The sequence below is a fragment of the Rummeliibacillus sp. BSL5 genome, from assembly GCF_052928305.1.
Genome location: NZ_JAVGCV010000001.1, coordinates 618,373 through 634,907 on the forward strand (window position 1 = coordinate 618,373; position 16,535 = coordinate 634,907).

The following is a 16,535-nucleotide window of genomic DNA, read 5'->3' on the forward strand; positions in this document are numbered from 1 at the left end:
TTTGATTATCTTTTTTCAAAATGGATGCTTCTTATTAATCTTAAACAAGTAAGGTTTAAAAGTGTGTTTGTCTTAACTTTTTTGTGACTACACCATTATCACAAAAAAGATTGATTTAATGGATGTATTTTTATCACTCAATTCCCTAAAAAATTTTCGGTAAAAAAGGGCCTAGATGCTTGATCAAATGCCACGCCTACACCAAGCGCGTCAAATTTATTATTTAAAATGTTTTTACGATGGCCAAGTGAATTCATTAATCCTTCATGTGCATAGACACTGCTGATTTGCCCTTCAGCTATATTTTCTCCAGCTGTCATAAAAGCAATTCCATCATTCTTCATCCGATCAAAGGGTGATCCACCATTTAAATCTATATGGCTGAAATATTGGTGAGAAGCCATATCATCACTATGTTTTTGAGCCGTCACTTTGACCTGAGCATTCCAAGAGAGAGGAGGCAGGTCATTTTTTACGCGTGCTGCATTTGTAAGGTCAAATAATTGATATTCAAAGCCTTTTGTAAGGCGTTTACTGCTTTGAGGGTAAAAGTTTTTCTTGTTCTCCTCTAAATTTTTACTAATAATTTGTACTGCGGTTAACGTATTCTTATTATGTTTATCGAAAAATACTGTTACGTAGCTACTGTCCATTTCGTATATGTCATACTCTCCGTTATTTTGCATTTGATAAAGGACAAAACCTTTTTTAATACCTTTTAAGGGAGTGCCAAGTTTCTTTTCGACAGATTGTTTAGAATTACCGATTTGTATCCCTTGTTTTGAAGATACCAAATTTTGATTTGTGTATAATCCAGCCACAAGGTGATTGGAATCATAGGCGACCATAAAAAAGTTTTGATAGTTTTTATGATACTTGTACCATTTAGCGCCATATTCATTATAGGTAGAACGCTGCGCTTTTCCCACCTGTTTTTCGACGCTTTCTTTTGTGTTCCCAATTTCTATATTGTGTACAGAGAGGGCTTGATGATTAGGTATTTTTAGATTAGGCTTTTCGACGTTCTCAAGCGTATCCTGCTTTTTTGATGTTAATTTTAAGTCGTGTACCTTTGCTGTTATAAAATCAAAACCTTCTCTAAAGGTATTTGAAACAGATGACAGATCCTTAGTATTAATTTGATCCTTTTGAATAATGAAATATACTCCAAGGAGAGTCAAGCAAAAGAAGATTATCCTTAATAACTTCACACGGACCCACTCCTAATAATTTACTTTTTTCAACTTTATATGCCTAGCATATTATTGATTTTATAATGTCTTAGGAATGATAGCAAAAAAGACATGAGTAATTTCTATATACGATTTAGAATTTCTTCAATCATATTAGCCGTTTTTGTAGTTCTATTGAGGCAAATGCTCAGTTGAAAATTGTTCAAAACTAACATGATTTGTAAAGTGTAATGATTGATTAGTGATTCTGCATAGGATTGAAAAAACCTTTAGATTTAAAATGATTTTATTATGCAAACTAATAAATCACTTCACATTCTATATCGTTTATTTTACTTAAAAAAGGGAATAGATAAGCTGTACAGCAAACATAACCAGAAGTGGAGTGAAAGAAATGGCTTCTGAAAAACAGAACAATCAACAAGAAGATGAGTCATTAGTAGATGAAGGAGTTACAATTGGCCAACCGGAATCTGAAACAGGCCCTAATCCTCCGGAAAGACAACCAAAAGCAATACGGACAATCGGATTCGTCGTTTTAGGAATTGTCTTAATTGTCCTTGGATATACGCTAATCTACCATTTAATGTATTAACATGACGAAGTTATTAGAAAAGATTGAACCTCAGTATAGAGGTTCAATCTTTTTGTTTTGTTGAAGCAAAAAATTTAATATTTCCACCGGGTTAAATCTCCTTTTATGGGAGGTTTTTGGCAGTGTAAACGTCTTGGTTCCTGATGGCTGAAGATATTGATCAAAGCAAGAGGCAAGAAAGCTATTCTTGCAGGAGGAGCAGAATTATTATTCACCGGTAAAACTGAAAAATAGTATTGTTTATTGTTTAAGCAATCTTAGGTGATGAGGTTGCCTTTTAGTTTGGTAAGAAACATATACTTTTAGAAGGCTACCTTCCATCTGACTAATGTGGATCTATTCTTGTTAGCACGACCTATGATAAACTATTTTAACAGAATCTTCTAAATGAGAGGGTACTTATTGCTTTCTGAATTAATAGCTAAGAAGGAAATGGAAGAAGCAGGACCAGCGAAACATAGAAGTTTTTCTTCAATTTTACTATCATTTTAGTTTTAAACGGATAACGAAAATTACCGGTTGTATAGGATATTGCTTCTAAATTTAATTACGTAGAAAAGGAGGTTAATATGAAAAAAGATGATATAAAAAACAAAGAGGATTTTGAAAAAACAAAGAAAGAAAGCAATGATGTATTTAATCGATCTTTTATAGGTACTCCCGCCATTGGCGGAATGATAATTATGGGAATATTAATTCTCTATGTTATATATAATATGTATTTAAAGTGACTAATATTATAGTTGCATACTTGGTTCAATACCGTTAGGGTAGAATTATAATGTGCGTTACTAGTAATGCGCAATCTCCTACTTGGTACTAGGAAAAACACATATGAAAAGTGTCCTAAAGATAATTCTTACCTAAATACATTTGATTTTTTGCAGGTGATATCATAGCAGAACTACGATATTATTTGGATAATATAAAAATAAGAAAAAAGGATGGCCTGTCTAAAAGGAAATGCGTATGTTTTACTAATTCCAAGTAAATAATGAAACGTGAAAGAGATGTACTTTTTTAGAACATCTCCTTCTAGCTATAGATAGAGAAAGAGGTAGAAGTGATGTTAGAACAAATTATAAACGAAGCCAAATTACATACTAAAGAAGGAAAACCGGCATCTTATATTCCAGCCCTAGCGCACCAATCTGTAGATCAATTTGGTATATCTTTAATAGATGAATATGGAAATTATTTTGAAAGCGGAGAAACAGATACTCTTTTCACATTGCAAAGTATTTCAAAAGTAATCAATTTTATGGTTGCTTGTGAGTATCATGGTTTAGATTTTGTTCTGGATAAAGTTGATGTAGAGCCAACTGGTGATCCTTTTAATTCGATAATGCGATTAGAGAGCTCTATTCCTGGAAAGCCTTTCAATCCGATGATTAATGCAGGAGCTATTACAATCGCTTCCATGTTACCCGGAAAAACGCCCGAGGAACGCGTCGCTTATGTTGCAAACTTTTTAAGCCGGACTACTGGCAGTATTCATAAAGTAAATGAAGAAATCTATAGTTCGGAAATTGAAACAAGCCACCGAAATCGTGCAATTGCTTACTATCTAAAGGCAAATAATTATTTACTTGATGATGTAGAAAAAGCGCTAGAGACTTATATCTACTTATGCTCCTTGGAAGTGTCAACTAGAGATCTAGCAAAAATAGGATTAATGTTAGCAGGAAATGGTATTTATCCATTAACAAAAGAAGAAATAATCACTCGCCAAACTGCTAAAGTCACTAAAGCATTAATGACAACTTGTGGACTGTATAATGCTTCAGGCAAGTATGCTGCTTCTATTGGAATTCCAATGAAAAGCGGTGTATCTGGCGGAGTCTTATGTTCAGTACCCGATGGAAAAGTGGAGCAACTTAAAGGGAAAATAGGGATTGGTGTTTTTAGTCCTGGAATTGATGAGATAGGGAATAGTGTAGCAGGGATGAAATGTATTGAAAAACTTTCAAAGACATATGATTTGAGTATTTTTTAATAATCCCATGAGGAAATCATGTACGCCGGTCGATATCCATTCACCGTTACGAGGCGTTACATTATAAAAGTTTCAGTGGTATTGGAGTCATGGAATCGCAATTCTCATGGTATACATAAATGTCTTTCTATTATTTACTGTACTGCTAAATTGCGTTCTTAGACCTTTTTAAGTTTTAATGAAAGAATTACTGAATTTTTAAAATATTATGTTATAATTGAACTCTATTAATAGAAAGGTGTGATTGATATGAAATGTGCTAACTTCTTTGAACAAATTTGTATGGATAAGGTGAACTGCGAGTAATTCAACATTCAATTAGAATGCTCGCAAATTTTTAAATTACTGGAGGAGCATTCATGTTAAATAAAAAAGGTTTTGATCTGTGGGCAGGCCATTATGAGGGAACAGTACAAGTAAGTGAGGAAAATAACTTGTATCCGTTTGCAGGCTACAAAGAGATTCTAAATGGCATTTATAATGAAGTGATGCAAAAAGAGAATTCAAAAGTGCTAGATATCGGTTTTGGAACAGGCACTCTGACGAATAAATTGTATGTGAATGGTCATCAAATAAATGGCATTGATTTTTCAACTGAAATGCTTTCCATTGCCCAAGATAAGATGCCTAAAGCAAACCTCATGGAATGGGATATATCTAAAGGCTTGCCCGCTGAAATCTTAACAAACATGTACGATTATATTATTAGTACGTATACGCTGCACCATTTGACAGATGAAGAAAAGGTAACATTCATCAATAGTTTGCTACCTCTTTTAAAAAAAGATGGTAAAGTGTTAATTGGTGATATTGCCTTTGAAACGAGAGAGCAATTGGAGAAATGTCGCCAAGAAAGCTTAGCTTATTGGGATCCTGATGAATATTATTTTGTATATGAGGAATTAAAACAGTCCTTCAAAAATCTCTTTGAATTTTATCCGATTTCTCATTGTGGAGGCATTTTTATCCTCTCAAATTAAATGGGTTCAATGATAAATGTTATAAAGATCCGATTTATTTTCCTTTTCGCTTTGTTTCAGCTATAATATAGGCATAGATGCATATATTAAAAATACCGTTAGTGCGGGTACACTAACGGTATAACAATAGCAGGCTCCATCAAAGGGGTCAGCTAGTAGAGGAAATAATCCACCGAGCTGCTAACTCAAGGGTGGATTATTTTTTTTGGTTAAATGACAGCATTGCAACAATTAAGCTAGAAAAAGCTACAGCAAACATAAGCGCTTCGAAAACTGTCATACGGCACCACCCCCTTTCTAACGGGGAGTGAGCCGACCACCCTTGAGAAATCCTATACTATTGTCTCTCTATTATAACATTATTTGTCCTCTAAACTTTCATTTTTCACTTTAAAAAAGTAAAATAGTAAGGAATTCTATTGATATAAAAGGGGAGTTTCTATGAATGATCCGCGTTTTAAGATTGCTCACCGAGAAGCAGTAATTGGGGTCTTGCTCGTGCTCATCAATTTTGCAATATGGTTTGGCTTTGCATATGGGCTTGGATCAGCGGACCCGAAAGAATATACATATGTTTTCGGTTTTCCGGCTTGGTTTTTCTATAGTTGCATTGCAGGAACAATCTTTATGATTTTACTAATTATTTTTGTCATCAAGGTATTTTTCAGAGGTATGCCTTTTGACGATGAAGGCGGTGATAAGTCATGATGCACTGGCAGGTAATTTTCCCGCTCTTTATTTTTCTGGTTATCATCTTTTTAATAGGTATATGGGCAAATAAACATGTAATGAATTCGAATTCTTTCTTGCAGGAATATTTCTTAGGCGGGAGAGATATGGGTGGTTTCTTACTGGCAATGACCATGATGGCTACTTACGGTAGTGCTTCTAGTTTTATAGGTGGTCCAGGTGTCGCTTATAATACCGGTCTTGGATGGGTATTACTTTCAATGGCTCAACTGCCTGCAGGCTACTTTGTACTGATGATTTTAGGGAAAAAGTTTGCTATTATCGCAAGGAAATACAAAGCGATTACGTTGATTGACTTTTTGCGTGAACGCTACCAAAGCAGTTTTGTTGTAGTGGTATCTGCATTAAGTATTATTATCTTTTTATTTTCTTCCATGGCGGCCCAATGGGTGGGTGGTGCACGGCTTATTGAATCGTTGACTGGCTTACATTATACAACTGCTCTCTTTATTTTTGCCGCTGTAGTACTCGTGTATGTCATTATCGGCGGTTTCCGTGCTGTGGCATTGACAGATGCTGTCCAAGGTTCTGTCATGCTGGTTGGTAGTATCATTTTACTTGTAGGAACGATTATCGCAGGTGGTGGCGTTTCTAATATTATGCATGATTTAGTTGCTGAAAATCCGAAATTAATATCACCATTCGGTGCAGATAACAGTCTTACCCCCCTATATGTTTCAACATTTTGGATTTTAATTGGGATTGGCGTTATCGGTTTACCACAGATTGCTGTTCGGGCTATGTCATATCGTGATACAAAAAGCATGCATGCGGCAATCATCATTGGAACTATTGCTCTTGGTACTGTTATGTTCGGTATGCACTTAACAGGCGTTTTAGCTCGTCCAGTCCTACCTGGCATTGAAATAGGTGATAAAGTAATGCCTCTTTTAACATTAAAAGTTCTTCCGCCATATTTAGCAGGTATCGTGCTGGCTGCGCCAATGGCAGCGATCATGTCGACGGTCAATGCATTGCTTATGCTTGTGAGCTCAACAATTGTAAAAGATATATATCTTAATTTTATTAAACCAAAGGCGACTGATCCTGAAATCAAAAGAATCAGTTTCCTAGTAACAGCTGTCATCGGGATTGCTGTTATATTTGTTGCGTTAAAGCCTCCAAGTTTACTTGTATGGCTAAATCTATTCTCATTCGGTGGTTTAGAAGCTGTTTTTGTATGGCCAGTTGTGTTTGGCCTATATTGGAAGACGGGAAATAAATACGGTGCGATAGCATCTATGATTGTCGGTTTAATAAGTTACATTACGCTTTACGATATTACACTGAAGAAAAACATTCCAGACATATTGGGCATGCATCCTGTTACATTGCCAATTTTATTTGCGTTGATTACCTATGTCGTTATTAGTATATTCACACGTCATAAAGTGAATCAAAAACAGCATATCATTTAATATTTTGCCAAGCTTCTTCTTAGAAGCTTGGTTTTTTTGTGAAAATAGGTTCTAAATTCTCTTGAAACGGGCATAGTATAATATACTTTTAATTTTTTTAGTATAATTACAGCATCCGAATGGAGAGGATACATATGAAATTCAAACAAAAATTGATATCAGCTGCTTGTGCCACTGGCTGCTGTTTCTTAATACAAACAGCTACTACCCAAGCAAAAGAAACGTCAACTCATCTACAGGATGTACTTATTTCCTATAAAGATCATCAAGGTAAACAGTATGCGGAACAACATGTAGAGCATGTAGAGAAACACTTAGGTGATATGAAGATGGTTAGAGCTAATGTAAATACAAAACAATATCGTCTATTAAAAAATAATCCCCATATAGAATGGGTCAAAACCAGTACAGATAAGATGCATATTGCTTCCACTTCAACCATTAAATCAGTAGCGCCGAATTACAAACCAAAATGGAATATGAATTATGTCAAAGCACCTACCTATTGGAAAAAGGGATATCTCGGAAAAGGTGTTAAAGTGGCCATTATTGATACTGGAGTAAACGAAGTAGAGGGATTAGGAAATGTGGTTAAGCGAATATCCTTTTCGAAAGATAATCCAGCAACAAAAGATATAGATGAATCAGACCCATATGACCGTGGAAATTATGGCGATGGACATGGAACAAGCGTAGCGGCTATTCTTGGTTCACAGCTCGATAAAAAAACACAAAGTTCTAGTCATCTGAATGTAGCAGGAGTTGCTCCTAATATACGAATCTATTCTTTAAAATATGCAGACGGAACATCCAATGGACAAATCGGCGATATGATTGAAGCTATTCAATGGTCCATAAAGCATCATATGCAGATTATTAATATTTCATCTAGTATCTATACAGACCATCCAGGCCTAAAAAAGGCAATTAACCAAGCTGCTAAAAAAGGAATTATTATTGTAGCATCCGCCGGTAATGATGGCCCGCATGATGCGCCTACCTATCCGGCTCGTTATGAAAATGTGATAGGGGTTGCATCTATTGGTAAAGATAAAAAAAGCAGTCCTTTCTCAAACAGAGGTGCTTCAGTGGACTTCGCGGCACCAGGCGATGATGTCGCAACGTTGAACGTGGTTGGAGAAAAAATTGTCACATCAGGCACCTCATTTGCTGCACCTCATGTGACGGGACTCGTGGCACTTTTAATAGAAAGATATCCAAATAGCTCATCAACCACTATTATCAACAAATTAAAGAAAAGCGCATTGGATTTAGGAGCAAAAGGGAAAGACAGTAAATATGGTTATGGATTGGCACAATTACCGAAAATTCCAACAAAAAAGTAAGACCTCGCAAGCCTTAAATATTACCACTATTTAGAAAAATATTGGTATAATATTGTTAAAGGCCCAAAAGGAGGTTCCTTTATGAAAGAAAAGAATTTTCAACAAACAGTGGGCTTTAGTGTGAAGGACACATTGGCACTTTATTGGCTCTATGCCACACAATCTAAAGCAAAATATTCAGTTGAAATCCATCAAGAATTTGAAAATGAGTTCCCTGGTCGTAAAGTAGGGTATGAATATGTAGCTCGTATTGCTAAAAGGCTTGAAGCAGAAGGGGCATTGTCATCAAGGCAAGAACATAAAAAAATTCTTTATAGTATTACAGAGCTTGGTCGAAAGCGTTTAACACGTTATAACGAATTATATTACGGTCGTTTCCATGAAATTGTTTTAGTCCTAGATCGCTTTTATTACGAATTAACCCGAAATGGCGAAAAGCCTCCAAGGCCAGCTCATCCATTACCCGAAGAATTTCGAAGCTATTTTTCAAAGCTGATTTCGGTGAAAGACGCGGTACGTTATTTAGCCTTAAAGTTAAGCCAAACACGTTCGAGTTTTTATATGGCGGAGGTAGGTCAGCAACTAGAAGATCTCTTTGGCTGGTGTCCTTCCAATGGATATCTCTACCAAATTGCCTGGGAACTAGAAGAAAAAGGATACTTGGTTGGTTCTTGGCCGGATGAGAAGCGAACAGTGCGTAACCTGAGGAGTACAGATGAAGGGGCATCATTTTACAAAACGATCGCTATGAATTTGCAAGAACGTATTACAACTATTAGAAGATATCTGCATTATATGCTGAAATTCTTCACTGACCTGAAAGTAGAGCAGCTTTAAAAGAGACCTCTTTAGAGAAATCTAGAGGGGTTTTTATTTTTTAAATAATTATATTATGTAAACTAATATAGAAAAAATGAAGCTATCATTTTAAAGACAGCCACATTCATTCCTAACTAAAAATATAAATGTCCCACATCGAGACTACCAAGTCGATCCCACTTAATCCATGCAAGAGCTAATTCCTTACCAATTTGAATATAAAAAGTAGATTCTTGCTCAGTATAATCACTTTCTGTTCGGTTATAAATAGATAAAATTTCTTGCAGATCTTGCCCTTTTAAATGAGCCGTGTAGATTTCTTTATAAGCCAATAGCTCAGGTTCCTGACTTAGTGCTGCTTCATCGAAATCTGCTATGGCATGTGCTAAGTGGCGGAGTGTATTTGTATCGTAATAGAGTATAAACGCTCCTTTTACCGGTAAATCTTTTACCAATGATTCCGGGAGTGAATCGTACATTTTTTGCGTTTCCTCATTAAGGCCAAAATGCTCAATCTTTGCTATTTCAATATGTAATGCAGATAAATAAGCTGCAACAGCTAACTTATTCTGCTCCATTAAATAGGCAACTTTTCCAATGCCTCGGTATAAGTCGCTGTTTGAAGGTTGTTCTTTGATGGCTGCTGTATACATATTCAATGCCTGATCGTATTGACCCTCATTTCGCAACTTTAACGCATGCTCTACCATCTTCTCAACATTGCCCAATTTCATCAACCTTTCCTTATGTAGATAGCTTCATTATAAAGGTTGGAGTAAGAATAGGGAATGGCAAAGAAGTTCAATTACTAATAGAGGCTAATTTAGAGGAGATATTTACTAATATGTTGAATTAAATCTAGTATTAATACTCTTAAAGAGAGGTTTAATCATGTATAAAATAATTCAAGTTGACAAAATAGAATCTCAGTATTTAAATCAAAGAATCATTGAAGGCCTAAAAAAGATGAATGGGCGAATTAACTCTAATAATTACGAAGAACTCTTTGTAGCGTTAAAAGATTCAAGTATTGAAGGTTTTGGTATTAGTTGGACTAACTCAAACCATCCCACTGCAAAATATATAGATTTCTGTTCTGCTATTCCTATACCTCAGCTTATGGAAAGATTATTGAAATATTCAGCACCGCATAATAAAGTTATACTTTCTTGTTGGGAAGATGAGATAGATAAAATTGAAATCGCAAAGGAATCTGGTTTTTCAGTTTTTAGGAAAACTTATATAGAAAGATATTCAATCAAGTATATTATAAATAGACTACAAGCCACTCCAATACCGCATACAGGTTATTCATTACGTGAAGTATTGATAGACGCCCGATTAACTGAAGATTTATTTCATTTATTGAAACATAATTACGAACAAACACATTTGGCTAATGAGGCAAAGGATATTTCATGGGAGCTTTGGCGAGAAAAACTTTTAAACGATCCAGATCTTGATTTAAGTTATATTGTTGTGAACGATAATCAAATATCAGCTTATATGTTCTTACATAAAACGGAAGAATGTCATTATGAAGTTGGATGGATGGGAAAACGAAGGCACGTTGATATTTTGCCTGGATTATTGAAGAAACAATTAATAGATTTAGAAGCAGAAGGGATTCAAACTGTAGAATTTGAAATTGATACCACTGATTATTTCGCCTATGAATTTTGTGAAATACTCGATTTGAAAAGCAAGAAAAGCTGGGATTCTTTTTTATGGAAAACCAATAGATGAAGCTATGAAGGGAACACCTGTTCTGTATACTATAAAAGAGCATTTTTATTAAATAAATGCTCTTTTATTATTCAAATAGCTACAATATTATCATTTTAAACTATTTATCCAATGTCCACCTTGGCAAATATAATCATCAAAGAACAAATGTTCTCGTTTGGCTGGTGACAATATATTAAATTTTTTTTAACATCTCAATAAAATTCTCTGCTGCCTGCGATAAGCTATGATCCTTGAGCCATATTAATCCAACTGATCCTGTTAACTCTGGTGTATGTGATATTCGGTAAGCATTAACCGGATATCCGTCATATCTTTCAAGAAGGGTTTCTGGAACAATAGAGGCTGCAAAGTCAGATGCGATGAGATCCATCAACAAACTAATATCTGAACATTCACCAACAATATGCGGCTGTAGCTTCGCGCGAGAAAAAGCTTCTACAATTAAGTAGTGTACACCTAATCCCTCTGTACTTGGAAATAGAAGAGGATATTGTTCTATTTCAACAAGTGATACTTCTTGATCTGTTAAAGTTTGCTTCTTGGATGTGATGAAATAAAATGGCTCATTACATAAATGAAGTACAGAAAAATCGTCCAGATTTAGGGGCAATCGAATAATAGCTAGCTCCACCACCCTGTCTCTGACTAACTGACAAAGGTGGGACGATTCATTCTGTTGAATTTTATATGTAATCTTTGGGAACTGGTTCTGAAATTGTTCCAGCAGCTTGGGCAACCCACTAACAGAAAATGTGTTAACACCTATAGTAAGCCTTCCATTTACCCCCTCACCTACTTCTTTTACCTCGGTTTTGGTTTCCTCCATTAATTGAGTTATTTGCAAAGCATTTTTATATAATGCTTTTCCTGCCTCAGTCATTTCTAAAAATTTCCCGCTTCTCTCGAATAATTTTGAGCCCAGCTCATCTTCCATTGCTTTCAATTGCTGGCTTAATGGGGGTTGAGACATATGAAGCCTTTTAGCAGCAGCAGAAATTTTCCTTTCCTCTACCATGGCAATAAAATAGCGCAATTGTCTTATATCAATCAATGATATTCCCTCCTTATAGTTAAATGATATATGAAAAACATAATTAAAACTAATTTTATTAATATTTTTCATATATTTAAGCGCGTGATAACATATTTATATCGGCGAAGGCACTCCTAAAACAGAGTCATTACTGCCGTTAATGGTTAGACAATTTAAGATGAGGTGAATTCAAATGGATTTTGTACAACGAACAATCGATTTAGCGCGTGAAAATGTGGAAGCAGGTGGACGCCCATTCGCTACAGTAATAGTTCGAGACGGTGAGATTATTGCTGAGAGTCCAAACTTAGTGGCACAAACGAATGATCCGACTGCACATGCTGAAATAGTCGCTATTAGAGAAGCGTGTAAAAAGCTGCAAACTGAACATTTAACAGATTGTGATATTTACATCCTCACTACACCATGTCCTATGTGCTTAGGTGCAATGTATTATTGCAGCCCTAGAAAAGTAATCTATATAACGACTCGTGAGGATTACGCTCCATATTATAAGGATGATCGCAAGTACTTTGAATTGGAAACATTTTATGATGAATATAGTAAACCTATTGAAGAACGCCGATTACCTATGGTTCAACAGGCGAATGAAGATAGTATTAAAGTGTATCAACGTTGGAACGAGTTAAACTCATAATAAAAGGTGAAAGGATCGGTGTCTGTGAATTCTACTTATTGGTTAACAAATACACGTCTAGAGACAAGTTATCTAGTCAATGAAGGTAAGGTAACAGGAATAAATTCAGAAAATTTCAATTTATTGATTAAAGATAAGAAAATAACAAAGATAATTGCTGCTTCTGAAGAGATCACAGACAATCTACCGCAAAAAGATGCGAAACAACTACTTGCTCTACCTTCTTTTATTGAAAAACATTGTCATTTGGACAAAACCTTACTTGGCGACCGTTGGCGACCTGTGACACCAGTTCGAAATATTTTTGAACGTTTGGAAATTGAAAAACAAGTTCTTCCTTCTCTAGAGACTACTACACAAGAACGTGCAGAAATGTTGCTTGAAAAATATGTGGAATTTGGCATTACTCATGTTCGTACACATGTAGATATCTATCCTGAGGTAGGTTTAAAGAATTTAGAAAATGTCCAAAAGGCATTACGAAAATTTGAGGGGAAATTAACATATGAAATTGTAGCCTTTCCTCAGCATGGACTGCTACGTACAGCTTCAAGAGACTTAATTAGAGAAGCATTAAAAAACGGAGCGAGTTTTGTAGGTGGTGTTGACCCGGCTACAGTGGACGGGGATATAGATGCTTCCCTAAAAGCCATGGTGGAGTTAGCCGTAGAAGTTAATGCTGGAATCGACTTACATTTGCATGACCCAGATCACTTGGGGATTTACACAATGAAAAAACTAGCTCAGTTAACAAAAGAAGCAGGTTTACAAGGGAAAGTAGCGATTAGCCATGCGTTTGGTCTCGGAGATATTCCAATATCACAAGCAGAAGAAATGGCTGGATTACTAGCTGATGCCGGAATCACCATTATCTCTAGTGTACCGATTGATCGCAAATTCCCTCCGATGGGCTTATTGCGCGAGCATGGCGTACCGGTTGCAGTAGGGTGTGATAACATTTTTGATGTTTGGTCACCTTTCGGCAATGGAGATATATTAGAACGGGTTGGACGTTTGGCTGAGATTTCTCATTGGGTGGATGAACGTTCACTTTCACAAGCACTTTATTATATTACGGGCGGTAAGACACCTTTGAATCAAGAAGGAAAACAAGTATGGCCAAAGGTTGGCGATGAGGCAAATCTTGTTTTGGTCGAAGCATCATGTTCTGCAGAAGCTGTTGCTCGCAGATCTAAACGAGTAGCTACGTTTTTTAATGGTGAAATGACTGCAGGTTCACTCGAAGCATACTAAGAGCATAAGGGGTGTAATGTTCTAAGTTTGTGAAGGATTTTCTTGTCTATGAATACTTGGCAACATACAAGTATTCATAGGCAAACTTATATTTATTTTTAACCGGAAAGATAATCTATACATAGACAGCATGAATACTAGGGGAATTTATAGGGATTAATTTGATGCTTTATGCCACTAAAAGTGAAGTAAAGTGTTGAGGGCTTGCAATAGCCTTTATTTGATTTAACACAAACTTACTGAGAAATAAAGGGGAGTGGTTTTTTTGCAATTATTACTAAAAAATGTACGTTTGGAAACAGGATATTTGTATGACCAAACATTTGTCACAGCGACAAAAACGAATATATTTGATGTTTTGATTGAAAATGGAGTATTTATTGAAATTGCTCCCAAGATTGAAGTAAGCAATGCAGTTGTAATAGATACCAAGAAGCAGCTACTAGTCCCATCGTTTAAAGAAATGCATACACATATTGATAAAACCTACTTCAGTGGCGAATGGAAGGCACCCACTGTACCTACAGAAGGGATTTTTTCTCGTTTAAAGGAAGAAGCATTATTATTACCGAAGCAATTGCATGTAGCAGAAGATAGGGCACACGCGATGGTCCAGCACTATATTAAAAAAGGACATACACATATTCGAACACATGTGAATGTTGATCCACAAATTGAGACGAAACATATAGAGATAGTTAAGCATGTATTAGAAAGCTATCAAGATCAAATTACGTATGAAATAGTGGCATTCCCACAACATGGTCTATTACGTAATGGTTCTTACTTTTTATCAATTCTCGAGAAAGCATTACAATTGGGGGCGACTCATATCGGAGGGGTAGACCCAGCTTTAGTAGATCGGAATAGTAGAGAAGTGATAAAAACAACTTTTGATTTAGCTGAAAAATATGAGGTAGGTATCGACATTCATTTACATGAGCAAAATACATTAGGTGAATTTGACATTCAACAAATTCTAAACGAAATGGAACAACGCTCTTTTAAAAAGGATGTAACGATTAGTCATGCGTTCGCTTTTGCAGACTTATCTGAAAAGTCACTAAATCAGTTAATAAGTCGAATGGCTACCAATAAAGTTGGTTTAACGACAACTATTCCTATTGGTCCAGGTCCTATTACAATCCCTGTGAAGTATTTGTATGATAGGGGCGTAAAAGTATCATTTGGCCATGATAGCCTGGTGGATCATTGGTCGCCTTTCGGAAGTGGAGATACTATACAAAAATTAAATCAATTTATAGAGCGCTTTGGTTATATAGATGAATGGCATATAGGACAATCCTTAAAATATGCGACAGGCGGAATCACACCTTTAAATCTTGCTGGAGAACAACAATGGCCAAAAATTGGAGATACAGCGAATGCACTACTTGTAGATGCAGTTAGCTCCGCACATCTGATTGCTAGACAATGTCCTATTTCCACAGTAATCTCAAACGGGAAGGTCATTCATGAAGAAGAGATAGATTTAAGGGGGGAATTTCGATGAGCACATGGGTACGGAATGTTCGACTGGAAACAGGGGAAACAACATATGAAGATGGCAGTATTAAAACCGAGACAAGTTTGTTTCACATTCAAGTATCAGAAGCAGGATTGATTCAAGAAATCTTGCCTGCTTCATCGAATGTACCTAAAACAAATTCAATCGACATGCAAGGGAAATTGGCCCTTCCTGCATTTAAAGAAATGCATAATCATTTGGATAAAACCTATCTTTCTGTAGGGTGGAAGGCTTGTCGTCCTGTGAATAGTTTGTCCGAAAGATTAGAGTTGGAAGCGGCAGAATTAGAAGTCCTTTCTGAGACGGTGACGCAAAGAGCTTCTGCTATGATTGAATTACATTTGAATAATGGTGTGAATCATATCCGAACACATGTCAATATCGACCCTTTTATAAAGCTAAAAAATCTAGAGGGCGTTAAAAAAGCACTGGAGTCCTATGAGCAATATTTAACCTATGAAATCGTTGCATTTCCGCAACATGGCTTGCTAGCTCATGATAAAATGCCTGACTTATTAAGACAAGCACTAGATTCTGGTGCCACAATCTTAGGAGCGCTTGATCCAGCTGGTATTGATCAAGATATTGAAAAGTCATTACAAGTCACCATGGATATTGCTAAGGACTACAATGTAGATGTGGATATGCATCTACACGATAGAGGACAAGTAGGTTTTTATACGATGGATAAATGGCTTGATATGGTGAAGGAACAAAATTATAATGGGCATACAGCTTTCAGTCATGCATTTGGGTTAAGTAAATTAACGCCACCTTCACAAAAGAAATTTGCGGAAAAGTTAAGTGAGTATGAAGTGGAAATCATGTCTACTGTTCCTATATCAATTAATCATCAGCTAATACCTATAGATATTTTGAAAACAGAAGGTGTTAAAGTGGCTTTAGGCTGTGATGGCTTTTATGATTCTTGGAGTCCGTATTTCTCAGGCGATATTTTAGAAAAGGTACATAATTTTTGCCAATATACGGGTAAATCTAGCGAACGTGCCTTACGCAATAGTTTAAGCTTGATTACACAAGGTGTAACTCCCTTATGCACAGAAGGACAACAACAATGGCCGAAAGTAGGTACAGAAGCTAGTTTCGTATTTGTTGATGCAAGCTGCAGTGCAGAAGTAATAGCGAGACTGCCGAAAAACAGAATGTTAATGCATAAAGGCAAGTTATATCAATCGAAACACTAAAGACAAGTAGG

The 16,535-nt window shown here is 36.0% G+C and carries 16 protein-coding genes; 13 read left to right on the forward strand and 3 right to left on the reverse strand.

What is annotated here, in order from left to right:
* Window positions 1-137 precede the first annotated feature (137 nt).
* Window positions 138-1,211, reverse strand: a complete 1,074-nt coding sequence (locus RCJ93_RS03275; RefSeq protein WP_446738383.1) for a CAP domain-containing protein — start codon at window positions 1,209-1,211, stop codon at window positions 138-140.
* A gap of 376 nt (window positions 1,212-1,587) precedes the next feature.
* Between RCJ93_RS03275 and RCJ93_RS03280 the strand changes: the two genes are divergently transcribed.
* The 8 genes from RCJ93_RS03280 to RCJ93_RS03315 all read left to right on the forward strand — a co-directional run bounded on the left by RCJ93_RS03280 (window position 1,588) and on the right by RCJ93_RS03315 (window position 9,115).
* Window positions 1,588-1,788, forward strand: coding sequence for a hypothetical protein (locus RCJ93_RS03280; RefSeq protein ID WP_066787299.1), 201 nt, complete (start codon window positions 1,588-1,590; stop codon window positions 1,786-1,788).
* 569 nt (window positions 1,789-2,357) lie between these two features.
* Complete coding sequence (locus RCJ93_RS03285; RefSeq protein WP_446738384.1) at window positions 2,358-2,519, forward strand: hypothetical protein; 162 nt, start codon at window positions 2,358-2,360, stop codon at window positions 2,517-2,519.
* Between the two features lie 335 nt (window positions 2,520-2,854).
* Window positions 2,855-3,784, forward strand: a complete 930-nt coding sequence (gene glsA / locus RCJ93_RS03290; protein ID WP_446738385.1) for a glutaminase A — start codon at window positions 2,855-2,857, stop codon at window positions 3,782-3,784.
* Window positions 3,785-4,143: 359 nt separating this feature from the next.
* On the forward strand, window positions 4,144-4,764 hold the full coding sequence (locus tag RCJ93_RS03295) for a class I SAM-dependent methyltransferase (protein ID WP_446738386.1): 621 nt from the start codon (window positions 4,144-4,146) through the stop codon (window positions 4,762-4,764).
* A 441-nt stretch (window positions 4,765-5,205) separates the two neighbouring features.
* A complete protein-coding gene (locus RCJ93_RS03300; RefSeq protein ID WP_446738387.1) occupies window positions 5,206-5,472 on the forward strand; it encodes a YhdT family protein in 267 nt (88 codons plus the stop codon).
* Complete coding sequence (gene panF, locus RCJ93_RS03305; RefSeq protein ID WP_446738946.1) at window positions 5,472-6,932, forward strand: sodium/pantothenate symporter; 1,461 nt, start codon at window positions 5,472-5,474, stop codon at window positions 6,930-6,932. The genes RCJ93_RS03300 and panF overlap by 1 nt, the downstream gene beginning before the upstream one ends.
* Before the next feature lie 134 nt (window positions 6,933-7,066).
* On the forward strand, window positions 7,067-8,278 hold the full coding sequence (locus RCJ93_RS03310) for a S8 family peptidase (RefSeq protein WP_446738388.1): 1,212 nt from the start codon (window positions 7,067-7,069) through the stop codon (window positions 8,276-8,278).
* An 81-nt stretch (window positions 8,279-8,359) separates the two neighbouring features.
* On the forward strand, window positions 8,360-9,115 hold the full coding sequence (locus RCJ93_RS03315) for a helix-turn-helix transcriptional regulator (protein WP_150284456.1): 756 nt from the start codon (window positions 8,360-8,362) through the stop codon (window positions 9,113-9,115).
* A 116-nt stretch (window positions 9,116-9,231) separates the two neighbouring features.
* Here the strand turns inward: RCJ93_RS03315 and RCJ93_RS03320 are convergent, their stop codons facing one another.
* Window positions 9,232-9,831, reverse strand: coding sequence for a hypothetical protein (locus RCJ93_RS03320; protein ID WP_251646409.1), 600 nt, complete (start codon window positions 9,829-9,831; stop codon window positions 9,232-9,234).
* Window positions 9,832-9,988: 157 nt separating this feature from the next.
* Between RCJ93_RS03320 and RCJ93_RS03325 the strand changes: the two genes are divergently transcribed.
* Window positions 9,989-10,843, forward strand: coding sequence for a hypothetical protein (locus tag RCJ93_RS03325; protein WP_446738389.1), 855 nt, complete (start codon window positions 9,989-9,991; stop codon window positions 10,841-10,843).
* 175 nt (window positions 10,844-11,018) lie between these two features.
* Here RCJ93_RS03325 and RCJ93_RS03330 read toward each other — a convergent pair whose 3' ends face one another.
* Window positions 11,019-11,894 (reverse strand): LysR family transcriptional regulator, encoded by an 876-nt coding sequence (locus RCJ93_RS03330; RefSeq protein ID WP_446738947.1) that lies wholly within the window; start codon window positions 11,892-11,894, stop codon window positions 11,019-11,021.
* 178 nt (window positions 11,895-12,072) lie between these two features.
* Here RCJ93_RS03330 and RCJ93_RS03335 point away from each other — a divergent pair, with 178 nt between their 5' ends.
* From RCJ93_RS03335 to RCJ93_RS03350, 4 genes are all read left to right on the forward strand, one after another.
* Window positions 12,073-12,537 (forward strand): nucleoside deaminase, encoded by a 465-nt coding sequence (locus RCJ93_RS03335; RefSeq protein ID WP_150284453.1) that lies wholly within the window; start codon window positions 12,073-12,075, stop codon window positions 12,535-12,537.
* Window positions 12,538-12,561: 24 nt separating this feature from the next.
* A complete protein-coding gene (locus tag RCJ93_RS03340) occupies window positions 12,562-13,791 on the forward strand; it encodes an amidohydrolase (protein WP_446738948.1) in 1,230 nt (409 codons plus the stop codon).
* A 256-nt stretch (window positions 13,792-14,047) separates the two neighbouring features.
* Complete coding sequence (locus RCJ93_RS03345; protein WP_446738390.1) at window positions 14,048-15,304, forward strand: amidohydrolase; 1,257 nt, start codon at window positions 14,048-14,050, stop codon at window positions 15,302-15,304.
* Window positions 15,301-16,524 (forward strand): amidohydrolase, encoded by a 1,224-nt coding sequence (locus tag RCJ93_RS03350; protein ID WP_446738391.1) that lies wholly within the window; start codon window positions 15,301-15,303, stop codon window positions 16,522-16,524. The genes RCJ93_RS03345 and RCJ93_RS03350 overlap by 4 nt, the downstream gene beginning before the upstream one ends.
* Window positions 16,525-16,535: the final 11 nt, after the last annotated feature.